The sequence below is a fragment of the Sphingomonas sp. S6 genome, from assembly GCF_043498045.1.
In the GTDB taxonomy this organism is placed as follows: Bacteria; Pseudomonadota; Alphaproteobacteria; order Sphingomonadales; family Sphingomonadaceae; genus Sphingomonas.
Genome location: NZ_JBIEOE010000003.1, coordinates 354,886 through 378,558, shown reverse-complemented (window position 1 = coordinate 378,558; position 23,673 = coordinate 354,886). Strand labels below are relative to the sequence as shown.

Below are 23,673 nucleotides of genomic sequence, written 5' to 3'. Positions count from 1 at the left end.
CCCTTCTGCGGGCAGGACATATCATGTCGCGGCCGTCACGGCCATAGCGCAGGCTGTGGTCGGAATTTCGCGGAATACGAATTTCGAGGCGGTGCCGTTCCGTCAGGCCGCGTCGCTGCGTAGCCCGTGGCGGACGCGGTCGCGGCCCGCTGCCTTTGCCTCGAACAGCGCGCGGTCGGCGTTGCGGTACATCGTCTTCCAGTCGATTTCGCGATGGAGCGGCCCGACGCAGGTGCCGATGCTCGCGGTGACGCCGAGGTCGAACGGCATGCGATGGCCGCGCAGCCCGTCGAGCACCAGCCGCGCGTCGAGCGGCGCGGCGGCGGGCGTCAGGATCGCGAATTCCTCGCCGCCGATGCGCGCGATCAGCGATTCGGGCGTGGCGACGGAGCGCAGCGCGCGGGCGAAAACGCGCAACACCTCGTCGCCGCCGTCATGGCCGATGGTTTCGTTGACCGCCTTGAAGTGATCGATGTCGATCAAAACCAGTTGGTGTTCGCCCGCCCGCGCCATCGCCGCTTCCAGGAACGCGCGGCGGTTGAGCAGGCCGGTCAGCGGATCGACCGCGGCGAGACGCAGCGCCGCCACCTCCTGCGCGCGCGCCTCGTCGCGTTCGCGGCTGAGCAGCCGGATGCGATAGGCGATCCCGACCGAGGACATCGACGCTTCCAGCGCGAGCGCGATGAAGGTGGAATTGTCGATCCACAGCTGCCACTTGACCAAATTCATCGACGCGAGGATGCGGACGACCGCGCACAGCACCGGCGGGCCCCAGGCGAGCGCGAACAGCAGCAGGAAGCGACTGCGCAGCCGCCAGGCGCGCCATACCACCGGCACGGTCAGCGCGACCACCATGCAATAGCCGATCGTACACATCAGATCGGTCACCCCGGCATAACGGGGCACGAACACGGTGAAGCTCGCCGCCGACAGCAGCAGGAACCCGATGACCACGTTGCTCGCCGGCCGCAGCCATCCTTCGAACACGCGACGTTCCATGAACGCGCGCACGAACATCACCGCACTGGCCGCGATCAGCGCGAGCAGCATATAGCTCAATCTCTGGCGATCGTTATTGTCCATCCCGGTCAGCTGACCCAGCAGGCCCGACGCGCTGAGCGCATAGGCGAGCAGGCACAGAACCATGACGCAATAGGCAGGCTGGAATCCCTGGCGCAGCGCCGCCCAGATCGCGAGATTGTAGATCAGCAGCGCCAGGCACATGCCGGCGAAGGCGGCATATAGCGCGACCATCTGGCGATCGCTGTTCTGCGCGCTGTGTCGGTCGACCAGCACTGGCGCGACGAGGATGCCGCGGCGGTTCAGCGATCCCTCGATATGCCACAGCAATCGTTCGGGTGCGGCGGAATGGGCGGGCAGGGGGATTTGGATCACCGCCCCCAGTTGCAGCAGCCGCCACGTCGTCCGGCTGGTGAAGGCGACATGGCGGATCGCGCCATCTGTGTAGCGGACGTACAGCGTCACCCGGTCCTGCCACACGCTGCCCTGCCGCAGCAGCTCGCCCGATTGTTCGGCAGGTAAGGGTTGCGACAGCAGCCAGTAGCTGCCGGGGCCGAAGGCGCGCTGCGGCGTCGTGCAGTCGAACCGACCGGGCGCAGCGAACAGGGCGGCGGGGTCCTGCGATCCCGTGTCGCGCAGCACGCAGGTTTTCAGCGACGTGCGCGCCTGCGCCGCCGCGGGTACGATGCAGCAGGCGATCGCGAAGCTCAGCACGATCATCGCGATGCGTCGCCACTGAAAACCCGCCGGCATATGGCTCGTCCCTAGCACCCGTTTTACAAAGCTTCGGTAAACGCGGCCATAGTTGACATAGATTAAAAAATGCAGCGTTATCCGTGGGCTATACGGCCGTGTCGGGCCCTTCGATTGACATTATGGCATGGGTCCGGCTGAATCGCGAACCATGGTATCGTCCCCCGTCACCACCCCGACGCGCATGCCGGGCACGCAGAGCGAACCCAGGGCCGGCTGCGGGGCGGCGATTGTCGTCGACGGCCGCATCCTGCTGCTGCGCCGGCTGACCGATCCCGAGGCGGGCAGCTGGGGCCTCGCCGGCGGCAAGATCGATCTGTTCGAGACGGCAGAGGCTGCGATGCGCCGCGAGGTGGGCGAGGAATTGGGCATCGTCGTAGGTGCGGTGGCGCTGCTGTGTTTCGTCGACCAGATCGACGTCGCGGCGGGTACGCATTGGGTCGCGCCCATCTATCGCGTGCTGAGCTTCACCGGCACCCCGCGCAATTGCGAGCCGGCCAAGCACGACGGGCCGGTCTGGTATCCGCTGGATGCGTTGCCGCCGAACCTCACCACGCCGACGCGGGCGGCGGTCGCCGCGCTGGCCCGATCAGCTGAGGGTGCCGTTCCAGCGTAGCCCGAGCACGGCGATGCGGGTGGGGGTGACGGCAATGCGCAGGTACAGCGGCGGCATCAGCGCCACCTCGGCGAAACCGGGTGGATGGCGCCCCTCGACGATCAGCGAGACCATATTGGCGACCAGCGCGGCGACGAGGCGGAGGTCGCTGTCGCTGCTGAGCGCCGCCAAATCCGCGCGCAGGCGCCGGCAGGCATCGTACGCACTCTTCGTCCAGACCAGGGACCGCGTCTCCGCGTCGCCATGCGCGTGCGGCTGGGGATCGGCGATCGGCGCGCTATGCGCGAACGCGTCGGCCTGCCGCGCCATCTGCCAGCCGCCGAGCCAGCCGACGACCTGTTCGCTGTCGACCACCCGCCCCGCCGCCAGATCGGCCAGCGCCGCCGCATCGGCGGGAGCGGCCGCGTCGAGCGGCAGGCCGGCAAGAGGATCGGGCAGGTCCACGCCGGCTCGCTAACACGAAAACGGACCGGATCCGGGTGGATCCGATCCGTTTCGGACGCAGTTGCGCTTGGCCGTGTTACTTGGCGTCGACGGGTTCCGCCTTGCCCTTCTTGCGCGGCTTCTTCGGCGCGGCGGGTTCGATCGCGAACGACAATGCGCCATCCTTCATCTTCACCGTCACCTCGCCGCCATGGACCAACTTGCCGAACAGCAGTTCCTCGGCGAGCGGCTGCTTGATCTTTTCCTGGATCAGGCGGCCCATCGGACGCGCACCGTACAGCTTGTCATAGCCCTTCTCGGTCAGCCAGCTCTTGGCGGCGTCGTCCAGGTTGATGTGGACGTTGCGGTCGGCGAGCTGGAGTTCGAGCTGCAGGATGAACTTGTCGACGACGCGGGCGACGACCTCCGTCGGCAGGTAGCCGAACGGCACGATCGCATCGAGCCGGTTGCGGAATTCGGGCGAGAACATCTTCTGCACCGCCTGCTCGTCCTCGCCCTCGCGGGTGAGGTTGCCGAAGCCCACCGTCTCGCGCGCCATGTCGGCGGCGCCCGCATTGGTGGTCATGATCAGGATCACGTTGCGGAAATCGACCGTCTTGCCGTGCTGATCGGTCAGGCGGCCATTGTCCATCACCTGCAGCAGGATGTTGAACAGGTCGGGATGCGCCTTTTCGATCTCGTCGAGCAGCAGCACGCAATGCGGGTTCTGATCGACCGCATCGGTCAGCAGGCCGCCCTGATCGAAGCCGACATAGCCCGGAGGCGCACCGATCAGCCGGCTGACCGAATGGCGCTCCATATACTCGCTCATGTCGAAGCGCTGCAGCGGGATGCCCAGGATCGACGACAGCTGCTTGGCGACTTCCGTCTTGCCGACGCCGGTCGGACCGGTGAACAGATAGTTGCCGATCGGCTTTTCGGGATCGCGCAGGCCGGCACGGGACAGCTTGATCGCCGCCGACAGCTTCTCGATCGCCGCATTCTGGCCGAACACGACGCGCTTCAGGTCCGTTTCCAGGCTTTCCAGCGCGGCACGATCGTCGGTGCTGACCGACTTGGGCGGGATGCGCGCCATCGTCGCGATCACGGCCTCGATCTCCTTGGCGGTGATGGTCTTCTTGCGCTTGTTGGCGGGCACCAGCATCTGCATCGCGCCGACTTCGTCGATCACGTCGATCGCCTTATCCGGCAGCTTGCGGTCGTTGATGTAGCGCGCGCTGAGTTCCACCGCCGACTTGATCGCATCGGGCGTATATTTGACGCTGTGATGGTCCTCGAACGCAGACCGCAGGCCGGCGAGGATCTTGATCGTATCCTCGATCGTCGGTTCGTTGACGTCGATCTTCTGGAACCGGCGCAGCAGCGCGCGATCCTTTTCGAAGTGGTTGCGGAATTCCTTGTAGGTCGTCGAGCCGATGCAGCGGATCGAACCGCCCGACAGCGCGGGCTTCAACAGGTTCGACGCATCCATCGCGCCGCCGCTGGTCGCGCCTGCGCCGATCACCGTGTGGATCTCGTCGATGAACAGCACCGCATGCGGCAGCTTTTCGAGTTCGTTGACGACCGCCTTCAGCCGCTCTTCGAAATCGCCGCGATAGCGCGTGCCGGCGAGCAGCGCGCCCATGTCGAGGCTGTAGATGACGGCTTCCTTCAGCACGTCGGGCACCTCGCCCTCGACGATCTTGCGCGCGAGACCTTCGGCGATCGCGGTCTTGCCGACGCCGGGATCGCCCACGTAGAGCGGGTTGTTCTTGCTGCGGCGGCACAGGATCTGGATCGTGCGATCCACCTCCGGCCCGCGACCGATCAGCGGATCGACCTTGCCGATCTTCGCCTTTTCGTTGAGGTCGACGGTGAACTGCTTGAGCGCGCTTTCGCTCTTGCCCTTGTCCTGGCCCTTCGCCGGCTTTTCCTCTTCGGCGCCCTTGGGGGTCGAGGCTTCTGTCTGCGCGCCGCCCTTGCCGACGCCGTGGCTGATGAAGCTGACCGCGTCGAGCCGGCTCATGTCCTGCTGCTGCAGGAAATAGACCGCGTAGGATTCGCGCTCGCTGAACAGCGCGACGAGCACGTTGGCGCCGGTCACCTCGTCGCGGCCCGACGACTGGACGTGCAGGATCGCGCGCTGGACGACGCGCTGGAAACCGCTGGTCGGCGACGGATCGGTCGCGGTATCGACCTTCAACGCATCGAGTTCGGTGTCGAGATAATGCGCGACGGTGGTCTTCAGATCGCCGAGGTTGACGTGGCACGCCTCCATCACCTGGGATGCATGTTCGTCGGCGATCAGCGCGAGCAGCAGATGCTCGAGTGTCGCATATTCGTGCCGCCGCGAGGACGCGGCCTCGAGCGCCTTGTGCAGCGTGGTCTCGAGCGCGGGGGCGAAGGATGGCATTCAGCTTACTCCAGTCGGACCGGATCGTGATGCCCGGCCCTTTCCACCTATGTCGGTATCGTTGGGCCGTGCATCAAGCGGCGGGCGGCACACCGGGAGGGGCTGGCGGGAACCCGATCCGGTACGCGCGTCGCTCATCGCCGGAATAACGCGTCGGCGCTTGCGCGATGGTTAACGGAGCGTTCGATATGTCGCCGGGTGCGCGCGATCTCGCCCTCCAACGCGGCGATGCGCGCCTCCAGCTCGGCGACCGACAGCGGATCGAGGTCCTGCCGCAGCAGCAGGCCGAGGGCGTCGTCGGGACGGGAGGGGGCGTCGTCCATATCCATGCGGGGCTAACGTTGACCCCCGCCGGTGCGATGTCAATAAGGCACCATAGGGCGCGCGCTGCGTTTGCGGCGGGCAACAGGGACAGGATGGGCGGATGGACGAACGGCAGCACGGGACAACGATCCCCGAGACGATGCAGGCGATCGATCCAGAGGCGCATGGCGGGCCGGAGGTGCTGCGGCTGGTGGAACGCCCGGTGCCGCAGCCGCAATCGGGCGAGGTGTTGATCCGCGTCGCCGCGGCCGGGGTGAACCGCCCCGACGTGCTCCAGCGCAAGGGCGGCTATCCGCCGCCGCCGGGCGCGCCGTCGATCATGGGGCTGGAGGTTTCCGGCACCGTCGTGTCCGTGGGCGAGGGCGTCGAGGATACGATGATCGGCCAGCCGGTCTGCGCGCTGATCGCCGGCGGCGGCTATGCTGAATATGCGGTCGCACCCGCAGGCCAGTGCCTGCCGGTGCCGCACGGGCTGGAGATGGTCGAGGCGGCGGCGATCCCCGAAACGCTCTTCACCGTGTGGACGAACCTGTTCGAACGCGCCTTCGCGACCGAGGGCGACAGCGTTCTGGTCCACGGCGGCACCAGCGGCATCGGCACGATGGCGATCGCGCTGGGCCAATTGTTCGGGATGACGATCATCATCACTGCCGGTAGCGACGCCAAATGCGCGCGCGCGCTGGAATTGGGTGCGGCGCATGCGATCAACTACAAGACGCAGGATTTCGTCGAGCGCGTGAAGGCGATCACCGACGGCAAGGGCGTCACCGCCGTGATCGACATGGTCGGCGGCGACTATGTGCCGCGCAACCTGCAATGCCTCGCCGACGATGGCCGCCACGTTTCGATCGCGGTGCAGGGCGGCCCGACCGCGACGATCCCGATCTTCGAGATCATGCGCCGCCGCCTGACGCTGACCGGATCGACGCTGCGCCCGCGCGACACCGCGTTCAAGACTTTGGTCGCCGACGAGATCGCGCGCACCGTGTGGCCGCATGTCGAGGCGGGCCGCCTGCGCCCGGTGATCGATAAGGTCTTTCCGCTGTCCGACGCCGCCGCGGCCCATGCGCGGATGGAAGAGGGCGACCATGTCGGGAAGATCGTCCTGACGGTGTGAGGCGGGCCGGGCGCCGGTCGCCCAGAATGTGCCCCCCGTCACCCCGGACTTGATCCGGGGTCCCGCTTTTACTCCCGCGGGAGGAAGAAGCGTCATCCCGGCTCAAGGCAGGGATGACGAGGGGAGGGGCGCCAAAAACCGCGCAATTCCACCACACGCCTTGCCCTTCGCGTGCGCGTACCGTACATCGAAGGGTGCAGCAGGCCGCTCCGGTAAGGGGCGGCCCTATTTATTTCCGACGGAGTTTTCCCGTGGCCCAGCCGCTCATGCCCCATGCGACCGCTTCCTGGCTGGTCGACAACACCTCGCTGTCGTTCGACCAGATCGCGGACTTCTGCGGTCTCCACATCCTCGAAGTGCAGGCGATCGCCGACGATACCGCCGCGACCAAGCTGACCGGCCGCGATCCGGTGCGCGCGCACGAGCTGACGCAGGACGAAATCGACAAGGGCCAGGCCGATCCTGCCTATCGCCTGAAGATGATCAAAGGCCCCGAGCAGGTCCGCCGCACCAAAGGCCCGCGCTACACGCCGGTGTCGAAGCGTCAGGACAAGCCGGACGGCATCGCCTGGATCATCCGCAACCATCCGGAAATCACCGATGGCGCGATCAGCAACCTGATCGGCACCACGCGCACGACGATCGCCGCGATCCGCGACCGCAGCCATTGGAACATCGCCAACATCACGCCCAAGGATCCGGTGACGCTGGGCCTGACGACGCAGCGCGAACTCGACGCCGCGGTCGCCAAGGCGTCGAAGGGCACCGGCGAAGCCGCCCCGGCCGACACCCGCCTGGAAGGCGATCGCGAAGCGCTGATCGCCTCGCTGCGCGCCGAGCGCGACGCGGCGAACCGCGAGGTCGATTCGTACGAGAACGATCCGGCGGCAGCCGCACAGGCGCTGTTCCAGGATCCGTTCAAGCGCTGATTTGTGGGCGAGGGGGCGCACCCCCCTCCCGTCACCCCGGGCTTGACCCGGGGTCCCGCTTCTTGCCCCGCCCGCGTGAACAAACGGGACCCCGGGTCAAGCCCGGGGTGACGATCATGATGGGCCGTTCGCTCGGCCCCTCCCTCACACCACCGCGGGCGTCACCGCGACGCCTGCCACGCCCGGATCGAAGGCTAACAGATTCCCTGCCTCGGGCTGCTCTGCCAGCGCCGCCGCATCCAGCCCCTTGCGCGCGCTCGTCGCATAGGCCGTGCGCAGATCGGGTCCGCCGAACGCGATCTTGGTAATGTTCGATGCGGGCAGCCGCACCGTCCCCATCAGCTGGCCCGTGGGATCGTAGCGGCGCACGCCCCAGCCGCCCCATAAGGCGACCCACAGGCACCCGTCCGCGTCCGCGACCGATCCGTCGGGCCAGCCCGCGCCCTCCTCGATCGTGACGAAGCGCTCTTCCGGCGCCAGCGTGCCGTCATCGCGGATCGCCGCGCGCCAGATCGTCTTGCCCAGCGTATCGGTGTGGTAGAGCGTCGACCCATGCACGGCTGGCCCGTTGGTGATGGACACCGCCGTAAGCCCGCTGTCGCGGATCGCGCCGCCGTGATGCGCGAACAGCCGGCCGGTATCGGCGCTCTCGCCATCGTCCATCGTTCCGAACCAGATGCGGCCGTGCGAATCGGTTGCCGCGTCGTTCAGCCGGTTGTGCGTCGGATGGCCATCGGGCGTGGCATGCGGGCGGAAGGTGCCGTCGGCGGGATCGAAGCGATACAGGCCGCTCTGCAGCCCGGCGATCATGCTGCCGTCCGAGGCGGGCAGGACCCAGCCGACCTGTTCGGGGGCGTCCCAGCGATGCGCGGTGCCGGTCGCCGGATCGAAGCGGTGGACGTGGCGCTGCTTGATGTCGACGAACCACAAGGCTGCGTCGCGGCCGATCCACACCGGGCCTTCGCCCAGCGTCGCCTGGACCGGCAGGACGGATCGAACATCATGGCGCATCGGGAATCATCCTCTCGTCTATCCTGCGCACCATTCCCGCTCGCGCGGCCGGCGTCTAGTCAGACAAATGCACGCGCCGGCAGGGTCACCCGCGCGACGAGGCCGCCGCCCTCGCGTGCGTCCAGCGTCAGCGCGCCGCCATGCAGGCTGGCGAGTTCGCGCACGATCGCCAGGCCGAAGCCATGGCCTTCGCCGCGTTCGTCCAGCCGCACACCCGCCTGGGTGACGCGGCTGCGTTCCTCCTGGGGAATGCCGGGCCCATCATCAGTGACAGTCAGCACCAGACGTCGCGCATCCTCAGGATCGAGCGACGTGGACACCTGCACCATGCTGCGCGCATGCTGCGCAGCATTGTCGAGCAGATTGCCGAGCAATTCGTCGAAATCCTGTGGCTCGATCGCCGCGACCGGATCGCCGCGCACGTCGGCGGTGACCGCCAAGCCACGGTCGCCATGCAGCCGGCCGATCGCCTGCACCAGATCCGCAACCGCGGGGCGTACCGCCGTACTGGCACGCGTATCGACGACACCGGCACGGGCACGGGCAAGGTGATGGCGGATCGTCGCGTCGATCCGCTCGACCTGCGCGGCGCCCTCCGCATCTGCGCGGAGCCGCAACGCCAGCGTCGCGACCGGCGTCTTAAGCGCATGGGCCAGGTTCGCCGCGGACTGGCGCGCGGTGGCAAGCGCCTGCGCGCGATCTGCGGCGAGCGCGTTGAGTTCGGCGGCGAGGCCCCGCAGCTCGACGGGCTGGTCCTCATCGACCCGCTCCGCTTCGCCGGCGCGGATCGCGGCGAGCTGCGCGCGCAGCCGGGCAAGCGGCTTCAGTCCCAGCCGCAGCTGCACCAAGGTCGCCGTCGCGAGCAGCCCGGCGAGGATCGCCAGCGCAGCGAGCAGCGGCACCAGCGCCTCGCGCAACGGCCGCGCGATCACCCCGTGCGGCGCGGCGGCGAACAGCGTCACCGGGCCGCTGCGCGTCGTCAGCACCAGTCGTCGCGCATGCAGGCGCGCGCCGCTGGCATCGGTGCCGTCCACGCCCTGCGGCCCCGCATCGGGTAGCGGCGCCGCGCCCGGCGGCGGCGGAGCGGGCGGTCCCGGCAGGTGCGGGCCGGGACGTGCGGCGTCGGGCCGGGGCACGAACCGGTCGGTCGAGCCGATCGCGCCGCCCGGTACCTCGATCCGCCACAGCCAGTCGCGCCCCGCGTCCAGCGCCCCCTGTCGCTGCGCCAGCGCCGCGCGATCGACCCGGCCGTCGCCATCGACGACGCTCGCCATCAGCGCGATCTCAGCATCCAGCCGCCGGTCGATGCCTTCGGTGACGACGCGCTCCAGCACGCCCGCGATCGCCCAGCCGGCGATGCCCAGCGCCGCCAGAATTGCCACCGCCGACAGCAGCAGCATCCGCCCCTGCAACGACCGCGGCATCACGACCCGGCACCCCCGCATGTCAGGCGATACCCGCGCCCGCGGATCGTCTCGATCCGGTCGGCGCCGATCTTGCGACGCAGCCGGCCCACGATCACCTCCAGGCTGTTCGAATCGACATCGGCATCGCCTTCGTAGACGCGTTCGAGCAGGTCGAGCCGCTCGATCACCGCTTCCTTGCGCAGCATCAGTGCAGACAGCACGCGCCATTCGAACGCGGTGAGCTTCAGCGGCAGGCCATCGAGTTCGAAATGCCCGATCTGCGTGTCGAACGACAAAGGCCCGCAGGTCAACACCGGCTGCGCATGCCCTGCGGCGCGGCGGACGAGCGCGCGCAGCCGCATCATCAGCTCCTCGACGCGGAAGGGCTTTACCAGATAATCGTCGGCGCCTGCCTTGAACCCGGAGACCTTGTCGGACCAGCCATCGCGCGCGGTCAGGATCAGCACCGGCAGCGCGCGCCCCGCCGCCCGCCATTCGCGCAGCACCGTGATGCCGTCCTTGCCGGCAAGCCCCAGATCCAGGACGGCCGCGTCATAGGCCTCGGTCTCGCCCAGGTGCGCGGCGTCGATGCCGTCGGCGATCAGGTCGACCGCGCAATTCTCGGCACGCAGCGCGCGCGCGATCGCCGGGCCCAGTTCGCCATCGTCCTCGACCAGCAATATCCGCATGCCGCTTGTCCCCCAGGACGCTCCACTATGTCCGCAGGCTAAACCGAAACTGAACCGCATGGTTCAGCGGGCGTCGGATGCGAATCGGTAGACCGTCTCCATCAACCCCAAGTCATGGAGACGCAGCATGGGTAGTTTCAGGAACCGTTTGAAGGAAAAGCTGACGCTGGAGCATCGCCAATGGGCGGCGCTGGGCGCGGTGGTGGTGCTCGCCGCGAGCGCGGGCGGTGCCGGCGCGATGGCGATGACGCGGCCGTCGATCGAAATGGCGCCGACCGTCGCCACGCCGATCGCCAAGCTCGCCTCGAGCAGCGGTATCGTCACGGTGAAGGGCCGCGTCGCCGAGGTGTTCGGCAACCGCATCGTCGTGCAGGACGCCAGCGGCCGCGCGATGATCGACGCCGGGCCCGATGGCGCAAGCAACCTCACTACCGGTGCGCCGGTGATGGTGCAGGGCCGCTACGACCAGGGCCAGCTGCGGGCGCAGTTCCTCGTCGGCCCGAACGGCGCGGTCGAAGCCGTCGGCCCGGCGCACCCGCCGCACGGCCCCGGCGCGCCGCCCCCGCCTCCGGGCGCCGGCCCTGCCGGCCCGCCGCCGCCCCCGCCGGGAGCCGGCCCCGCCGGTGCGCCCCCGCCGCCGCCGCCCGGCGCTGGACCTGCCGGAGCCGGTCCGACCGGCGCACCGCCGCCGCCGCCTGCCGGCCCGAACGGTGTCGCCCCGCCGCCTCCCCCGCCGGGTGCAGCGGGCGCTCCGCCGGCCGCCGGCGCCCCGGTGCCGCCGCCCGCAGGGGTCCGTCCGCCCGCTCCCGCGGCAGGCGCCCCCATCGCGCCGCCGCCTGCCGCTCCGGCGCGCTGATGTGACGAGCCGGCTGCCCTCATCGGGTGGCCGGCTTTTCTCGGATCACGCGAAGACGCGACGATGGCGCGTTCCGTCCCCAATGCATGCGCGTGAAACTAGCCGTCATCCCAGCGAAGGCTGGGATCTCCTAGTGAGGGCGCGCCCCGCATACCGCGAAAGGCCCCAGCCTTCGCTGGGGCGACGCAAAACCCTGACAATCGACCGATCCTGAAAAGGCCGCGCGTGCGGCAAGGCACGACCCCCTTCGCGTCTTCGCGCGATCACATCACCGTCACGTGAACCCCAGCCGGCTCTACCCCGCCGCGATCGCCGCGTCGTCCAGTGCCGCCGCGCGCACCAGCGCCTCGCGGCTTGCCAACCGGCCCGCATAATCCTCGAACGCCGCGCGCTTGGGCAGTGACCCGAATTGCAGCCCCCACATCACCTGCGCCCCGACATAGACGTCCGCCGCGGTGAACCGATCGCCGGCGATGTAGGGATGTGCCGCGACCGCGTGCTCCAGCACGTCGACCATGCGATCGTAATTGCCGTACCCCGCCATCCGCTCCTGCTCGGCGGTCGGCGCGACGCCCATCGACCGGTTGGTGATCGCCTGCTCCGCCGGCCCGGCGGCGAAGAACAGCCAGCGGTAATAGTCCGCGCGCTCGTCGTCGGTCGGCGCCAGCCCGGCGTTCGGAAACGCCTCCGCGCAATAGGCGCAGATCGCCGCGCCTTCGGTCACCACATGGCCGCGATGGACGATCGCGGGTACCTTCGCCATCGGGTTGATCGACAGATACGGCTCGGCCTTCATCGTCGTCGCATAATCGAGCAGCACGACGTCATAAGGCGCGCCGGTTTCCTCGAGCATCCAACGCGCGATCCGGCCGCGCGACATCGGGTTGGTGTACAGCGTCAGATCGGCGGTCATCGCACATCCCCCCTCAAAGCTGCTTGCGGAACAGGTCGAGCATTCGGCCCCAGGCGCGCTCGGCCTGTGGCTGATTGTAGACCTTGCTGTCGATGACGCACCAGCCGTGCATGGCGTCCGCATAGACCTGGATGTCCGCCGGCCGCTTCGCCGCGGCGAAGGCGTCGTGTAGCACGGTCTTGTCGTTCGGGCTGCGCGCATCGTCGTTGCTGGCGATCGCGATCAGATAGCCGCCGGCGAGCTTCGGGATCAGCCGGTGCGGGCTGTCCGCCGCCTCGCTGACCAGGCCTGCGCCATGGAAGGATGCGCCGGCATGCACGCGGTTCGACACCGCGGCGGCGGTGCGCAACACCATCGGCCCGCCCATGCAATAGCCGGCGCTGCCGATGTGCCGCTTGGTGTCGACCTCCTTCTGCTTGTCGAGGAAGGCGACGAAGGTCGTCCCGTCGCGCGTCACCGCATCCGCGGTCAGCGCCGCACGCCACGGCATGATCTTGTCGCGCACCGCGGGCTGATCGAACGATTCGCCGGGCTGGACGATTGGCGACTTGGTCGAGCGGTAGAATTGATTGACGACCAGCACCGCATAGCCTTCGCCCGCCAGCCGGTCCGCCATCTGCCGGAACGCCGGCCGCAGCCCCATGATGTCCGGCCACATCAGCACACCCGGATGCTTGCCGCTGGCCGGTGCGGTGAAATAGGCGTCGCACTGCCCGTCGGGCGTCGTGATCGTGACGTCGCGGCCCTTCACCGGTTTGGCGTCGGCCGAGGTCGGCAGCAGCGCCGCCATGCCCACCGCACCGGCAGACGCGCCCAATTGGCGGCGGGTGAGATGGGTGGCGTTATCGGCTTCGGTGATCTCGTCGCACATACGGCCTCTCCTGATGTTGCGGGGAGGCTAATCGAGTGTGCGGCAAGGCTCCAGCCGGAAAAGCGTTTGGCCAAAGACGTTTGCCTTCACCACCACCGTCATTCCCGCGCAGGCGGGAATCCAGACGCGCTACCGTCTCGATTCCATCGCGGACGTCAGAGGTTATGGATCCCCGCCTCCGCGGGGATGACGACAGTGGGGGAAAGACGGCCGCCCCGCCCACTCCGTCACCCCGGACTCGTTCCGGGGTCCACCGGGCCGCAGGGGGACGGCAAGCGCCTCCAGCCTCCCCCCTTGCCGCAAAGTGGACCCCAGACCAAGTCCGGGGTGACGGAAGGAGAGGAACCCTTACCGCGGGCTCGCCTCACGCTTGCCGTCAAGCCGCCGCGCGATGCCCCACGGATTGGCATCGTCCAGCGCCGCCGGCAGCAGCGCCGGTGCCAGGTTCTGGAAACACACTGGCCGCAGATAGCGCGCGATGGCGAGCGTGCCGACCGAGGTGGTCCGCCCATCGCTTGTCGCGGGGAAGGGGCCGCCGTGCACCATCGCCGGCGCGACCTCGACACCCGTCGGCCAGCCGTTGGCGAGGATGCGACCCACGCGGCGCGCGATCACCGGCACAAGGCGTGCGGCATCGGCCTCGTCGGCAGCATCCATCTGCAGCGTCGCGGTCAGCTGGCCTTCCAGCCCTGCGATCACGCGCGCGATCTCCCCCATGTCGCGGCAGCGCACGACGACCGACGACGATCCGAACACCTCATGGCTCAGCGCGGGGTCTGCCAGGAACGCCTCGGCCGTCGTGTCGAAGATCGCGCCGACCGCCTGATTGACGCCGTCACCCACCTTGCCGCGCGCGACGGTCTTCACCGCGTCATGGCCGGCAAGCGCGTCGACGCCCTGTTCGAAGCTCGCATGGATGCCCGGCGTCAGCATCGTCGCCGGTGCCGCCTCGGTCATCGCCGCCGCGGCAGAGGCGATGAACGCATCGAGATCGGGGCCGTCGATCGCCAGCACCAGACCGGGGTTGGTGCAGAACTGGCCCGCGCCCATCGTCAGCGACGCGACGAATTCCTTGCCCAGCGCCTCGCCCCGCGCGGCGAGCGCGGCGGGGAACAGCACCACCGGGTTGATGCTCGACATTTCGGCATAGACCGGGATCGGTTCCTCACGCTCGGCAGCGATACGGACCAGCGCAAGACCACCGCCGCGCGATCCGGTGAAGCCCACTGCCTGAATGCGCGGATCGCGCACCAAGGCGCCACCCAGCTCGTTAGTCTCGCCCGGCAGGTACGAGAAGACGCCCGCGGGCAGGCCGCTGTCCTTCACCGCTTGGGCGATCGCCCGCGCGACCAGCTCGCCGGTGCCCGGGTGCGCCGGATGGCCCTTCACGACGACGGGGCAGCCCGCGGCGAGCGCCGAGGCGGTGTCGCCACCTGCGACCGAGAAGGCGAGCGGGAAGTTCGATGCGCCGAACACCGCGACCGGCCCGATCGCGACATTGACGCGGCGCAGATCGGGGCGCGGCAGCGGCGCACGGTCCGGCATCGCGGGATCGATCGTCGCGTCGAGGAAGTCGCCCTGCCGTACGACGCCCGCGAACAGCTTCAGCTGGCCGACGGTCCGCCCGCGCTCGCCCTCCAGCCGCATCCGCGGCAGGCCGCTTTCCGCCATCGCACGCACGATCAGGTCATCGCCGATGGCCACGATATTGTCGGCGATCCGCTCGAGGAACGCCGCCCGGCTCTCCGGGTCGGTCGCTGCAAAGGCGGGGAAGGCGGCATCGGCCAGCGCACACGCCTCCGCCACCGCATCGGCACCCGCCGACGAGAAATCAGGCGTGAGCGTCTCGCCGGTCGCAGGGTTGACCGCGGTGAAACGGGTCTCGGCCTGGCGAGTGTCGCCGCCGATCAGCAGGGCGCCGTCGATCATGGATGTGCCTCTTGTCGAAGATAATGTCTGACTAATTGTAGGGTGGCAGGCCGGCGGGGACAATGACCGATTGCCGGCAGCCTTCAACCCCATCCGTCACTCCAGCGCAGGCTGGGGTCTTTCGCGGCTCTTGTCCCGCGCCATCGCCAAAGACCCCAGCCTGCGCTGGGGTGACGCCATGTGGCGTATGGTCAGGGAAAGGGCGCTCTACAAAAACGCCCGTCCCCCCGTCACCGGGATCGTCGCGCCCGTGATATAGCTCGATTCATCGCTCGCCAGCAGCACATAGGCGGGCGCCAGTTCCGCCGGTTGTGCGGCGCGGCCGAGCGGCGTGTTCTCGCCGAACGTCTTCACCGCTTCCGGCGGCATCGTCGACGGGATCAGCGGCGTCCACACCGGCCCCGGTGCCACCGCATTCACCCGGATCTTCCGCTCCGCCAGCATCTGCCCCAGGCCGGAGGTGAAATTGTAGATCGCACCCTTCGTCGTCGCATAGGCGAGCAATTGCTGGTTGGGGTCCTGCGCGTTGATCGACGTCGTGTTGATGATCGACGCGCCTTCGCCCATGTGCGCGACCGCCGCCTTCGACAGATAGAACATGGAATGGATGTTGGTGGCGAAGGTCAGCTGCCATTCCTCGTCGGCGATATCCTCCAGTTTTTCGAAGCTGCGCTGGTGCGCGGCATTGTTGACCAGCACGTCGATCCGCCCGAACGCCTCCGCCGCCTGGGCGATCACGGTGCGGCAATGGTCGGGCTGCGACAGGTCGCCCGCGACGAGCACCGCCTGCCGCCCCTCCGCCTCGACCAGCGCCTTGGTCGCGTCGGCATCGTCATGTTCGTCCAGATAGGCGATCAGCACGTCGGCGCCCTCGCGCGCAAAGGCCAAGGCGACCGCGCGGCCGATGCCGCTGTCGCCGCCGGTGACGATCGTCTTCTTGCCCGCCAGCCGGCCGGAGCCCTTGTAGCTCGCCTCGCCATGATCGGGGCGCGGGTCCATGTCCTCGGTACGGCCGGGGATCGCCTGCTGCTGTTCGGGATAGGGCGGGGTGGGGTAATCGGTCATGGGGCAACTCCTTCGCTCCGGCCAACCGATCGCCCGCGCCCCCGTTCCGACATATCAATCTGGATCAATGAAGTCGCTCCGGCACCGGCATGGCAGCGGCACGGCATTGACGCCTTGGCCCGTCTGACCGTAAGGGCGCGGCCGTGAAAGGTCCCCGGAGACGGGGTCAAAAGGGAAGCCGGGATGCGCAACGGGAGGCGCGGATCCGGCGCTGCCCCCGCAACTGTGACCGGCGAGCCGGTCCCCATCGAGCCACTGGGTCCGCGACGGACCTGGGAAGGCGGGGACACAGGCGACGACCCGGAAGCCAGGAGACCTGCCTTTCGCCGTCGATCCTTCGCGCGGACGGGGTGTGCCGGGCGGACGAGGGAACCCCCTCGATGCGAGCGACATCCGCCGTGCGCGAATGGTCGCGCGCGGTCAAAAGGCCGCCGCGCGCGATCCGTCGCGTGCGGTCATAAGGGGTGTGCCCAATGACTGTTCGCCTATCCGTTTCCGTTGTCCGTCCGTCGCTGTTGACGCTCGGCCTGCTTCTCGCCGCGCCCGCCGCCGCGCAGATCGCGCCGACCGCCGATCCGGCCAACAGCGACGACATCGTCGTTACCGCGACGCGCGTCGCCCAGCCCGCGGCCGAAGTCGGCCAGGCCGTGACCGTCATCACCCGCGACGAGATCGATCGCCGCCAGACCGTGTCGGTCGCCGATCTGCTGTCCACCACCCCCGGCGTCACCGTGACGCGCAACGGCAGCCTTGGCGGCTTCACCGGCGTACGCCTGCGCGGCGCCGAGGCGGAGCAGACGCTGGTCGTGATCGACGGCGTGCGCGTCAACGATCCCTCGTCGCCCGGCGGCGGCTTCGATTTCGCCAATCTGCTGTCGGCCAGCGTCCAGCGCATCGAAGTGCTCCGCGGCCCCAATTCGGTCCCTTGGGGCAGCCAGGCGATCGGCGGCGTCGTCAACGTCATCACCGAAGAACCGACCGAGCGGCTGAAGGCGCGTGCCAGCGCCGAATATGGCTATGCCGACAGCGTGTTCGCGCAGGGCGGCATCTCGGGTCGCAGCGGCGCGATCTCGGGCGCGCTGACCGGCGGCTATCTGCGCAGCGACGGCATCTCGGCCGCGGCCAACGGCACCGAGCGTGACGGCTACCGCCAGTACGGCGCGACCGGCCGCCTGGGCGTCGACTTCACCGATGGCATCGGCCTCGATCTGCGTGGCTATTGGGCCGACAGCAAGACGCAGACCGACGGTTACCCGGCGCCCAACTACATCCTCACCGACGACCCCAGCTTCTCGACCGCGAACGAGCTGTACGGCTATGCCGGCCTGCACGCGAACTTCGGCACGTTCCGCAACCGCGTCGCTTTCACCATCGCCGACATCAACCGCGACACCTATGCGCAGCCCGGCGCCACCCCGTCGCCGTTCCGCGGCCGCTCGGAACGCTACGAATATCAGGGCGATTACCAGCCGATCGAGCAGGTCCGCATCGTCGCCGGCGTCGAACATGAAGACAGCCGCTATCGCGATTCGAGCCTGCGTCGCTCGGTCGGCATCACCAGCGTCTATGGCGAAGCGATCGTGAAGCCGTTCGACGCGCTGACCCTGACCGGCGGCGTGCGCAACGACGATCACGCAACGTTCGGCAACCACACGACCTTCGGCGCCGACGCCGCGCTGGCGCTGCGCACCGGCACGACGCTGCGCGCGAGCTATGGCGAGGGCTTCAAGGCGCCGACCCTGTACCAGCTGTACAGCCCGTACGGAAACACGCGCCTCGATCCCGAAACCGCGCGCAACTGGGATGCCGGCATCGAACAGGCGCTGCTCGACGGCCGTGCCCGCGTTTCGGCGACCTACTTCAACCGCGACACGCGCAACCAGATTAGCTTCCGCGGCTGTTCGCGCACCGAACAGACCACGACCGGCTCGATCTGCGTCAACCGCCCATTCGGCGTCTACGACAACATCCAGCGCACCCATGCCGAGGGCGTCGAGTTCGCGATCGGCCTGCGTCCGGTCGACGCGCTGACCGTGTCGGCGAACGTGTCGTACATCGATGCCGAAAACCGCACGCCCGGCACCGCCTTCCGTACCGACCTGCTGCGCCGGCCCAAGGAAACCGCGGCGTTCGTCGTCGACTATCGCCTGCCGTTCGGCCTGGGTATCGGTGGCACCGTGCAGATCGTCGGCGACAGCTTCGACAGTGACAGCTACGGCAGCCGCGTACGCGTCGACGGCTATGCGCTGGCCAGCGTGCGTGCCGAACTGCCGATCGGCGATCGCCTGTCGATCTACGGCCGCATCGATAACGTCACCGACGCGCGCTACCAGACGGTGGCCGAATACGGCACCTACGGCCGCGCCGCCTATGGCGGCGTGCGCGTGAAGCTGGATTGATGACGCGTCCGCCCACACCCTTCGCCTGGTCCCTCTCCCGGCGGGAGAGGGAGGGAGGCGCGCAGCGCCGGAAGGGTGAGGGTGGCCGTTCGTCGTTTGTGCGGCCGCGAATCGTCTGTCCGTCATTCCCGCGCAGGCGGGAATCCAGACGCGCTACCGTCTCGCAAGCGCCGCAAGGCCAGCCAGTCTGGATCCCCGCCTTCGCGGGGATGACGGGGTGGATGGCGAAGGTTGCCGCCCTGATATTCACCGTTGACGGCACGGCGCCGTGGCGGGGGCTTGCCGATCGGGTGCGCAACCGCGTGCCCCAAATCCCCCGTCACCCCGGACTTGTTCCGGGGTCCACCGGTCCGCAGGGGTGCCGCCCGACCTGCCTGCCGCCCCCCTCGCCGCAGAGGAGACCCCGGATCAAGTCCGGGGTGACGGCGGGCGTGTGGCTGAGCGCGGCCCTCACCCTCACCGCCTGCGCCCCTGCCCCCCGGCAGGGCGGCATCGTCTCCACCAATCCCTGCGCCGACGCGATTTTGGCGCAGATCGCGCCCGATCGCCTCGCCGCGGTCAGCCATTATTCGCACGATCCGGCCGCGACCTCGATGCCGCTCGCCCTTGCGCGCCGCTATCCCGCGACCGCGGGCACGGCGGAAGAGGTGATCGCGCGCCACCCCGATCTCGTCGTTACCGACACCTTTGCCCCCGCCGCGACGCGCGCCGCCTACGACCGCGCCGGGCTGAAGGTGCTCACCCTCGATTCCCCCGCCACCATCGCCGCCAGCGAAGCGCAGGTGATGCAGATCGCCACCGCCGCCGGCGTCCCCGCGCGCGGCGCGGCGATGGTCCGCGCGATGCAGAGCGCGATCCCGCCCGCGACCGGCGCGAAGCCCGCCGCGTTGCTCTACATCTCGGGCGACCTCGCCAATGGCGGCGGCACCCTGCTCGACGACCTGATGACCCGCGCCGGCCTGCGCAACGCCGCCGCCGATTACGGCCTCGCCTTTACTGGTACGCTGCCGATCGAAACCATCGTCGCGCACCCGCCCGCGCTGATCCTCAGCGACGGCGACGGCCGCACTGCGACCGTACGCCGCCGCGTCCTCGCGCGCACGGGCGCGCATGTCGCGGAGGTGCGGTTTCCCCGGCACCTGATGAACTGCGGCGGTCCCGCCATCGCCCCCGCGCTGCGCCGCCTGTCCGCGATCCGCGCGCAGGTTCTGTCATGAGCCGCACGCTTCGCCTCCTGTGCCTCGCCGCGCTCGTCGTCGCGGGCTTTGCGTTGTCGCTGGTCGCCGGCAAGCAGTGGCTGCCCTGGGGCAGCGACCCTGCCACCGCGATCTTCATCGAACTGCGACTGCCGCGCGCATTGCTCGGCCTGCTGCTCGGCGCGATGCTGGGCGTGTCGGGGGCGGTACTGCAGGGCTTCCTGCGCAACCCGCTGGCCGACCCCGCCGTGATCGGCGTGTCGTCGTCCGCCGCCTTCGGCGCGGTCGCCGCGATCCTCTATGCCGGCGCGTCCAGCCTCGGCATCTTCGCCGCGGCGATGAGCGCGGCGGTATTGTCGATGCTGCTGCTCGTCGCGCTCACCTGGCGCAACGCGGACCCGGTCGCCTTCATCCTCGCCGGCACGGTCTTGTCGAGCCTTGCGGGCGCACTCACCGCCTTTCTCATCTCGATCGCGCCAAACCCCTATGCGGTCGCGGGCGTCCTCGACTGGCTGATGGGCGCCCTTACCGACCGCGGCCTCGCCGACCTCGCGCGTGCCGCGCCCTTCCTGATCGTCGGCACGATCCTGCTGGCGGCGGCCGGCCCCGCGCTCGACGCGCTGACATTGGGGGAGGGCGCCGCCCGTTCGCTCGGCATCCGGCTCGGCCGCGTCCAGGCGCTGGTCGTGCTCGGCACCGGCCTCGGCGTTGGCGCGGGCGTCGCGGCGACCGGCGTGATCGGTTTCGTCGGGCTCGTCGTGCCGCATCTGCTCCGCCCCGTCTTCGGCCACCGCCCGTCCGCACTGCTGCTGCCGAGCGGCCTCGGCGGCGCGGCGCTGGTGCTGGTCGCCGACAGCCTCTGCCGCCTCGCCCCCGGCGCGGGCGAGGTACGGCTAGGCGTCGCCATGGCGCTGATCGGCGCGCCCTTCTTCCTTGGCCTGCTGCTGCGCCATCGGGGGCGGGCATGGATCTGATCGCGGACCGCCTGTCGGTCGATCTCGGCTCGCGCCGGGTCTTGTACGACGTCGATGCGACCATCCGCCGCGGCCGCGTCACCGTCATCCTCGGCCCCAATGGCGCGGGCAAGAGCACGCTGCTGAAGGCGCTCGCCGGCCTCGTCACCCCGGCCGCGGGCAGCGTGACGCTGGAGGGCGCGCCGCTTGCCGCGCTCGCCCCCCGCCAGCGCGCGCGCCGCATCGGCTATCTGCCGCAGGAGGCTGCGGTCCATTGGAACGTGCCCGCGCGCGATGTCGTGGCGCTCGGCCGCGTGCCGCATCGCGCGCCCTTCGCCGGCCCGTCGCCCGCGGACCGGGCCGCGATCGACGCCGCGCTCGCCACGACCCACGCCACCGACCTTGCCGACCGCCCCATCGCCGATCTGTCGGGTGGCGAGCGGGCCCGCGTCCTGCTCGCCCGCGTCCTGGCCGGCGAACCCGACTGGCTGCTCGCCGACGAACCGCTCGCCAGCCTCGATCCCGCGCATCAGATCGACATCCTCGATCGCCTGTGCGGTAGCGCCGTCGCCGGCCGCGGCGTCGTGCTCGTCCTCCACGATCTCGCCCAAGCCGCGCGTATCGCCGACGACGTCATCCTGCTGCGCGACGGCGACATCGTCGCTGCCGGGCCGGCCAGCTGTACCCTCACCGCCGCGCGCATCGCCGAGGTGTTCGAGGTCACCGTCGCCAGCCTTCCCGGCACGCGCGTGATGGTACCGATCGGCCGCATCGTCCGCTGACCGCGGGCTGCGAGGCATCGACGCAAGGAACCTGCGCGATTATGCGCTGAGGCGTGACTGCTCCTCTTCGCCTCCGCCTCGACCCCGCCGCCCTCGCCGACAATTGGCGCACGCTCGATCGGATGAGCGGCCGCGCAGCCTGCGGCGCGGCGCTCAAGGCGAACGGCTATGGCCTGGGCGCGACCGAGGTCGCATCGCACCTTCGCGAGGCAGGATGCCGCGACTTCTTCGTCGCGACCTGGGCAGAAGCGGAACGGCTGGCCCCGCTGCGGCTGCCGCTGTCGGTGCTGCACGGCGTACGCGACGAGGACATGGCGATCGCCCGCACCGGCATCGCGCGGCCCGTGCTCAACACCGACGTGCAGGTCGCGCGCTGGCGGGCAGCGGGCGGCGGCGCGTGCGACGTGATGGTCGATACCGGCATGAACCGCCTCGGCGTCTCACCCGACGCCGTGCGGACCGGCCTGCTCGACGGCCTCGCCATCGACACGCTGATGAGCCACCTCGCCTGCGCTGACGAGGACAGCGCGATGAACGCACGCCAGCTCGCCGCCTTTGCCGCCTTACGCGGGGCGACGGGCGCAAGGCGGATGAGCCTCGCCAATTCCGCCGGCATCGCACTCGGCGCCGATTATGCCTTCGACCTCACCCGCCCCGGCATAGCGCTGTACGGCGGTATCCCGCGGTCCGACTTCGCTGGTTTGATCCGCCAGGTCGTCCAGCCCGAAGCGCAGATCCTCCAGCGCCGCACCGTCGCCGCCGGTGACACCGTCGGCTACAATGCCACCTGGACCGCCCCCCGCGAGACGGACATCGCCATCCTCAACCTCGGCTACGCCGACGGCTACCTCCGCGCCTTCTCCGATCGCGGCAGCGCACGCAGCGGCACGCTGCCGGTGGTCGGCCGCGTCTCGATGGACCTGCTGGCGGTGGACGTGACGGCCGCGCCGGACGTGGCAGAGGGCGACTGGCTGGCGATCGACTTCGCCCTGCCAGACGCGGCAGCGCAGAGCGGCCTCTCGCAATACGAGCTGCTGACGGGGCTGGGCGCGCGCTACGGGCGGGTGTGGGGCGCCTAAACCGACTCCGGTCCCTGCCACACGTCGAACGGCCGGGCACGGATCCAGCGGGTGGCGATCCATTTGACGCCTGAATGCGGCGCGACACCGGCGTGGCGTGCGCTGTCGAGCGGTCGGCCGGTGGCATCGACATTATCGAAGATGATGGCGTCGCCGCCATTCGGCACGATCTTTAGGTCGTGATGGGGGAAGAGTGTCTCGCCCCCGGCAAAACCTTCGTTGAGATAGACGATGACCGTCGCCACGCGTTGATTGCGAACATGCGGCAAAACGTCGGAGTGCAGTTTGAAATGCTGGCCAGGCGAATAGCGTAGCACGGTAAGCGCTTCGCCTTGCGCGACGGCGGTGCCGCTGATCCGCGCAATGCGCACGTTGATCGCCCGTATGACGGGGTCCTCCCGCACAGGGCCGATCACGGCAGCGTCAGATGTGCGGATCGGGTGCGGAATCGCCCGGCCGGTTCGCGGATCCATCACCTGCGACGGCGCCAGTAGATCGGCCGCACTGCGCGCGATGTGGGCGCATTCGTCTGGCGTCATAAATGCACGCGCCCGCCGGACGCTACCGTTCGGGACAAGGGCCTCGATTGTTGGCAGGCGGACCGGGTCGCCACGCTCATCCAAACGCATCGCCGCCAGCAGCATGTCCAGCTGCTTCGCATGGGGATCGCTGGCGGCGACCGCCCCAGATAAAAGCCGCATTGCCTCCGACCAGTTCGCTCGCGCTCCGCTTCCATTGGCGGTCAAGGCGATGTCAATCAGCCGTGCTTCCCCGTGGCCCAAACTTCCGGAACGCCGGAATGCCATACGCGCCGCAGGCAGGTCGCGGGCCAGGATATCCCCCGTCAATCGCCAGAGGCCCTGCTGGAACAGGGCGTGAGGATCGTGCTTGGCGGCTGCACTTTCGATCAGCGCCACGGCAGCGTCCCG

Annotated in this window: 21 protein-coding genes and 1 riboswitch; of the genes, 9 read left to right on the top strand and 12 right to left on the bottom strand. The window is 69.3% G+C overall.

All coding sequences use genetic code 11. From position 1 onward, the window contains the following. Window positions 1-102 precede the first annotated feature (102 nt). Window positions 103-1,773 carry a diguanylate cyclase gene (locus tag ACGVWT_RS07335; RefSeq protein ID WP_315462817.1) on the bottom strand — a complete coding sequence of 557 codons (1,671 nt, stop codon included), beginning with the start codon at window positions 1,771-1,773 and terminating at the stop codon, window positions 103-105. Window positions 1,774-1,924: 151 nt separating this feature from the next. On the opposite strand from ACGVWT_RS07335, the gene ACGVWT_RS07330 reads away from it, so the two are divergent. Beyond that, window positions 1,925-2,389 carry an NUDIX domain-containing protein gene (locus ACGVWT_RS07330; RefSeq protein WP_315462816.1) on the top strand — a complete coding sequence of 155 codons (465 nt, stop codon included), beginning with the start codon at window positions 1,925-1,927 and terminating at the stop codon, window positions 2,387-2,389. Here ACGVWT_RS07330 and ACGVWT_RS07325 read toward each other — a convergent pair. From ACGVWT_RS07325 to ACGVWT_RS07315, 3 genes are all read right to left on the bottom strand, one after another. Continuing rightward, window positions 2,363-2,833: a hypothetical protein gene (locus tag ACGVWT_RS07325; protein WP_315462815.1), complete on the bottom strand. Its 471-nt coding sequence runs from the start codon at window positions 2,831-2,833 to the stop codon at window positions 2,363-2,365. The genes ACGVWT_RS07330 and ACGVWT_RS07325 overlap by 27 nt on opposite strands. A gap of 76 nt (window positions 2,834-2,909) precedes the next feature. Next, window positions 2,910-5,225, bottom strand: coding sequence for an ATP-dependent Clp protease ATP-binding subunit ClpA (gene clpA, locus ACGVWT_RS07320; RefSeq protein WP_116461909.1), 2,316 nt, complete (start codon window positions 5,223-5,225; stop codon window positions 2,910-2,912). Window positions 5,226-5,359: 134 nt separating this feature from the next. Beyond that, window positions 5,360-5,554 (bottom strand): DUF1192 domain-containing protein, encoded by a 195-nt coding sequence (locus ACGVWT_RS07315; RefSeq protein WP_017977424.1) that lies wholly within the window; start codon window positions 5,552-5,554, stop codon window positions 5,360-5,362. 95 nt (window positions 5,555-5,649) lie between these two features. On the opposite strand from ACGVWT_RS07315, the gene ACGVWT_RS07310 reads away from it, so the two are divergent. Continuing rightward, complete coding sequence (locus tag ACGVWT_RS07310; protein WP_315462814.1) at window positions 5,650-6,666, top strand: NAD(P)H-quinone oxidoreductase; 1,017 nt, start codon at window positions 5,650-5,652, stop codon at window positions 6,664-6,666. A gap of 251 nt (window positions 6,667-6,917) precedes the next feature. Then, complete coding sequence (locus ACGVWT_RS07305) at window positions 6,918-7,595, top strand: DUF1013 domain-containing protein (protein ID WP_116461911.1); 678 nt, start codon at window positions 6,918-6,920, stop codon at window positions 7,593-7,595. Between the two features lie 144 nt (window positions 7,596-7,739). Here the strand turns inward: ACGVWT_RS07305 and ACGVWT_RS07300 are convergent, their stop codons facing one another. The 3 genes from ACGVWT_RS07300 to ACGVWT_RS07290 are packed head-to-tail and all read right to left on the bottom strand — an operon-like array spanning window position 7,740 to window position 10,701. Next, on the bottom strand, window positions 7,740-8,606 hold the full coding sequence (locus ACGVWT_RS07300; protein WP_315462813.1) for an SMP-30/gluconolactonase/LRE family protein: 867 nt from the start codon (window positions 8,604-8,606) through the stop codon (window positions 7,740-7,742). Window positions 8,607-8,665: 59 nt separating this feature from the next. Then, the gene (locus tag ACGVWT_RS07295) at window positions 8,666-10,030 is read right to left on the bottom strand and encodes a HAMP domain-containing sensor histidine kinase (protein WP_315462870.1); all 1,365 of its coding nucleotides are present in this window, start codon (window positions 10,028-10,030) and stop codon (window positions 8,666-8,668) included. After that, window positions 10,030-10,701 carry a response regulator transcription factor gene (locus ACGVWT_RS07290; RefSeq protein WP_315462812.1) on the bottom strand — a complete coding sequence of 224 codons (672 nt, stop codon included), beginning with the start codon at window positions 10,699-10,701 and terminating at the stop codon, window positions 10,030-10,032. The genes ACGVWT_RS07295 and ACGVWT_RS07290 overlap by 1 nt, the downstream gene beginning before the upstream one ends. 127 nt (window positions 10,702-10,828) lie before the next feature. Between ACGVWT_RS07290 and ACGVWT_RS07285 the strand changes: the two genes are divergently transcribed. Next, window positions 10,829-11,557 carry a hypothetical protein gene (locus ACGVWT_RS07285; RefSeq protein ID WP_394425780.1) on the top strand — a complete coding sequence of 243 codons (729 nt, stop codon included), beginning with the start codon at window positions 10,829-10,831 and terminating at the stop codon, window positions 11,555-11,557. Between the two features lie 295 nt (window positions 11,558-11,852). On the opposite strand, the gene ACGVWT_RS07280 is transcribed toward ACGVWT_RS07285, so the two are convergent. From ACGVWT_RS07280 to ACGVWT_RS07265, 4 genes are all read right to left on the bottom strand, one after another. Continuing rightward, a complete protein-coding gene (locus tag ACGVWT_RS07280) occupies window positions 11,853-12,470 on the bottom strand; it encodes a glutathione S-transferase family protein (RefSeq protein ID WP_315461926.1) in 618 nt (205 codons plus the stop codon). Between the two features lie 13 nt (window positions 12,471-12,483). Then, window positions 12,484-13,341 carry a dienelactone hydrolase family protein gene (locus ACGVWT_RS07275; protein WP_315461925.1) on the bottom strand — a complete coding sequence of 286 codons (858 nt, stop codon included), beginning with the start codon at window positions 13,339-13,341 and terminating at the stop codon, window positions 12,484-12,486. Between the two features lie 348 nt (window positions 13,342-13,689). Next, window positions 13,690-15,270: an aldehyde dehydrogenase (NADP(+)) gene (locus ACGVWT_RS07270; RefSeq protein WP_315461924.1), complete on the bottom strand. Its 1,581-nt coding sequence runs from the start codon at window positions 15,268-15,270 to the stop codon at window positions 13,690-13,692. Window positions 15,271-15,477: 207 nt separating this feature from the next. Further along, window positions 15,478-16,335: an SDR family oxidoreductase gene (locus tag ACGVWT_RS07265; protein ID WP_315461923.1), complete on the bottom strand. Its 858-nt coding sequence runs from the start codon at window positions 16,333-16,335 to the stop codon at window positions 15,478-15,480. Between the two features lie 131 nt (window positions 16,336-16,466). After that, window positions 16,467-16,674: riboswitch (cobalamin riboswitch) on the top strand. 134 nt (window positions 16,675-16,808) lie between these two features. Between ACGVWT_RS07265 and ACGVWT_RS07260 the strand changes: the two genes are divergently transcribed. The 5 genes from ACGVWT_RS07260 (at window position 16,809) to alr (ending at window position 22,744) form a co-directional block, all read left to right on the top strand. Continuing rightward, a complete protein-coding gene (locus ACGVWT_RS07260; RefSeq protein WP_315461922.1) occupies window positions 16,809-18,734 on the top strand; it encodes a TonB-dependent siderophore receptor in 1,926 nt (641 codons plus the stop codon). A gap of 419 nt (window positions 18,735-19,153) precedes the next feature. After that, the gene (locus tag ACGVWT_RS07255; protein ID WP_315461921.1) at window positions 19,154-19,951 is read left to right on the top strand and encodes an ABC transporter substrate-binding protein; all 798 of its coding nucleotides are present in this window, start codon (window positions 19,154-19,156) and stop codon (window positions 19,949-19,951) included. Continuing rightward, on the top strand, window positions 19,948-20,904 hold the full coding sequence (locus tag ACGVWT_RS07250) for an iron ABC transporter permease (RefSeq protein WP_315461920.1): 957 nt from the start codon (window positions 19,948-19,950) through the stop codon (window positions 20,902-20,904). The genes ACGVWT_RS07255 and ACGVWT_RS07250 overlap by 4 nt, the downstream gene beginning before the upstream one ends. Continuing rightward, window positions 20,895-21,665, top strand: coding sequence for an ABC transporter ATP-binding protein (locus ACGVWT_RS07245; protein ID WP_315461919.1), 771 nt, complete (start codon window positions 20,895-20,897; stop codon window positions 21,663-21,665). The genes ACGVWT_RS07250 and ACGVWT_RS07245 overlap by 10 nt, the downstream gene beginning before the upstream one ends. A 53-nt stretch (window positions 21,666-21,718) precedes the next feature. Continuing rightward, window positions 21,719-22,744: an alanine racemase gene (gene alr / locus ACGVWT_RS07240; protein WP_315461918.1), complete on the top strand. Its 1,026-nt coding sequence runs from the start codon at window positions 21,719-21,721 to the stop codon at window positions 22,742-22,744. Here the strand turns inward: alr and ACGVWT_RS07235 are convergent. After that, complete coding sequence (locus ACGVWT_RS07235; RefSeq protein WP_315471936.1) at window positions 22,741-23,661, bottom strand: 2OG-Fe(II) oxygenase; 921 nt, start codon at window positions 23,659-23,661, stop codon at window positions 22,741-22,743. The two genes, alr and ACGVWT_RS07235, sit on opposite strands and share 4 nt — an antisense overlap. Window positions 23,662-23,673: the final 12 nt, after the last annotated feature.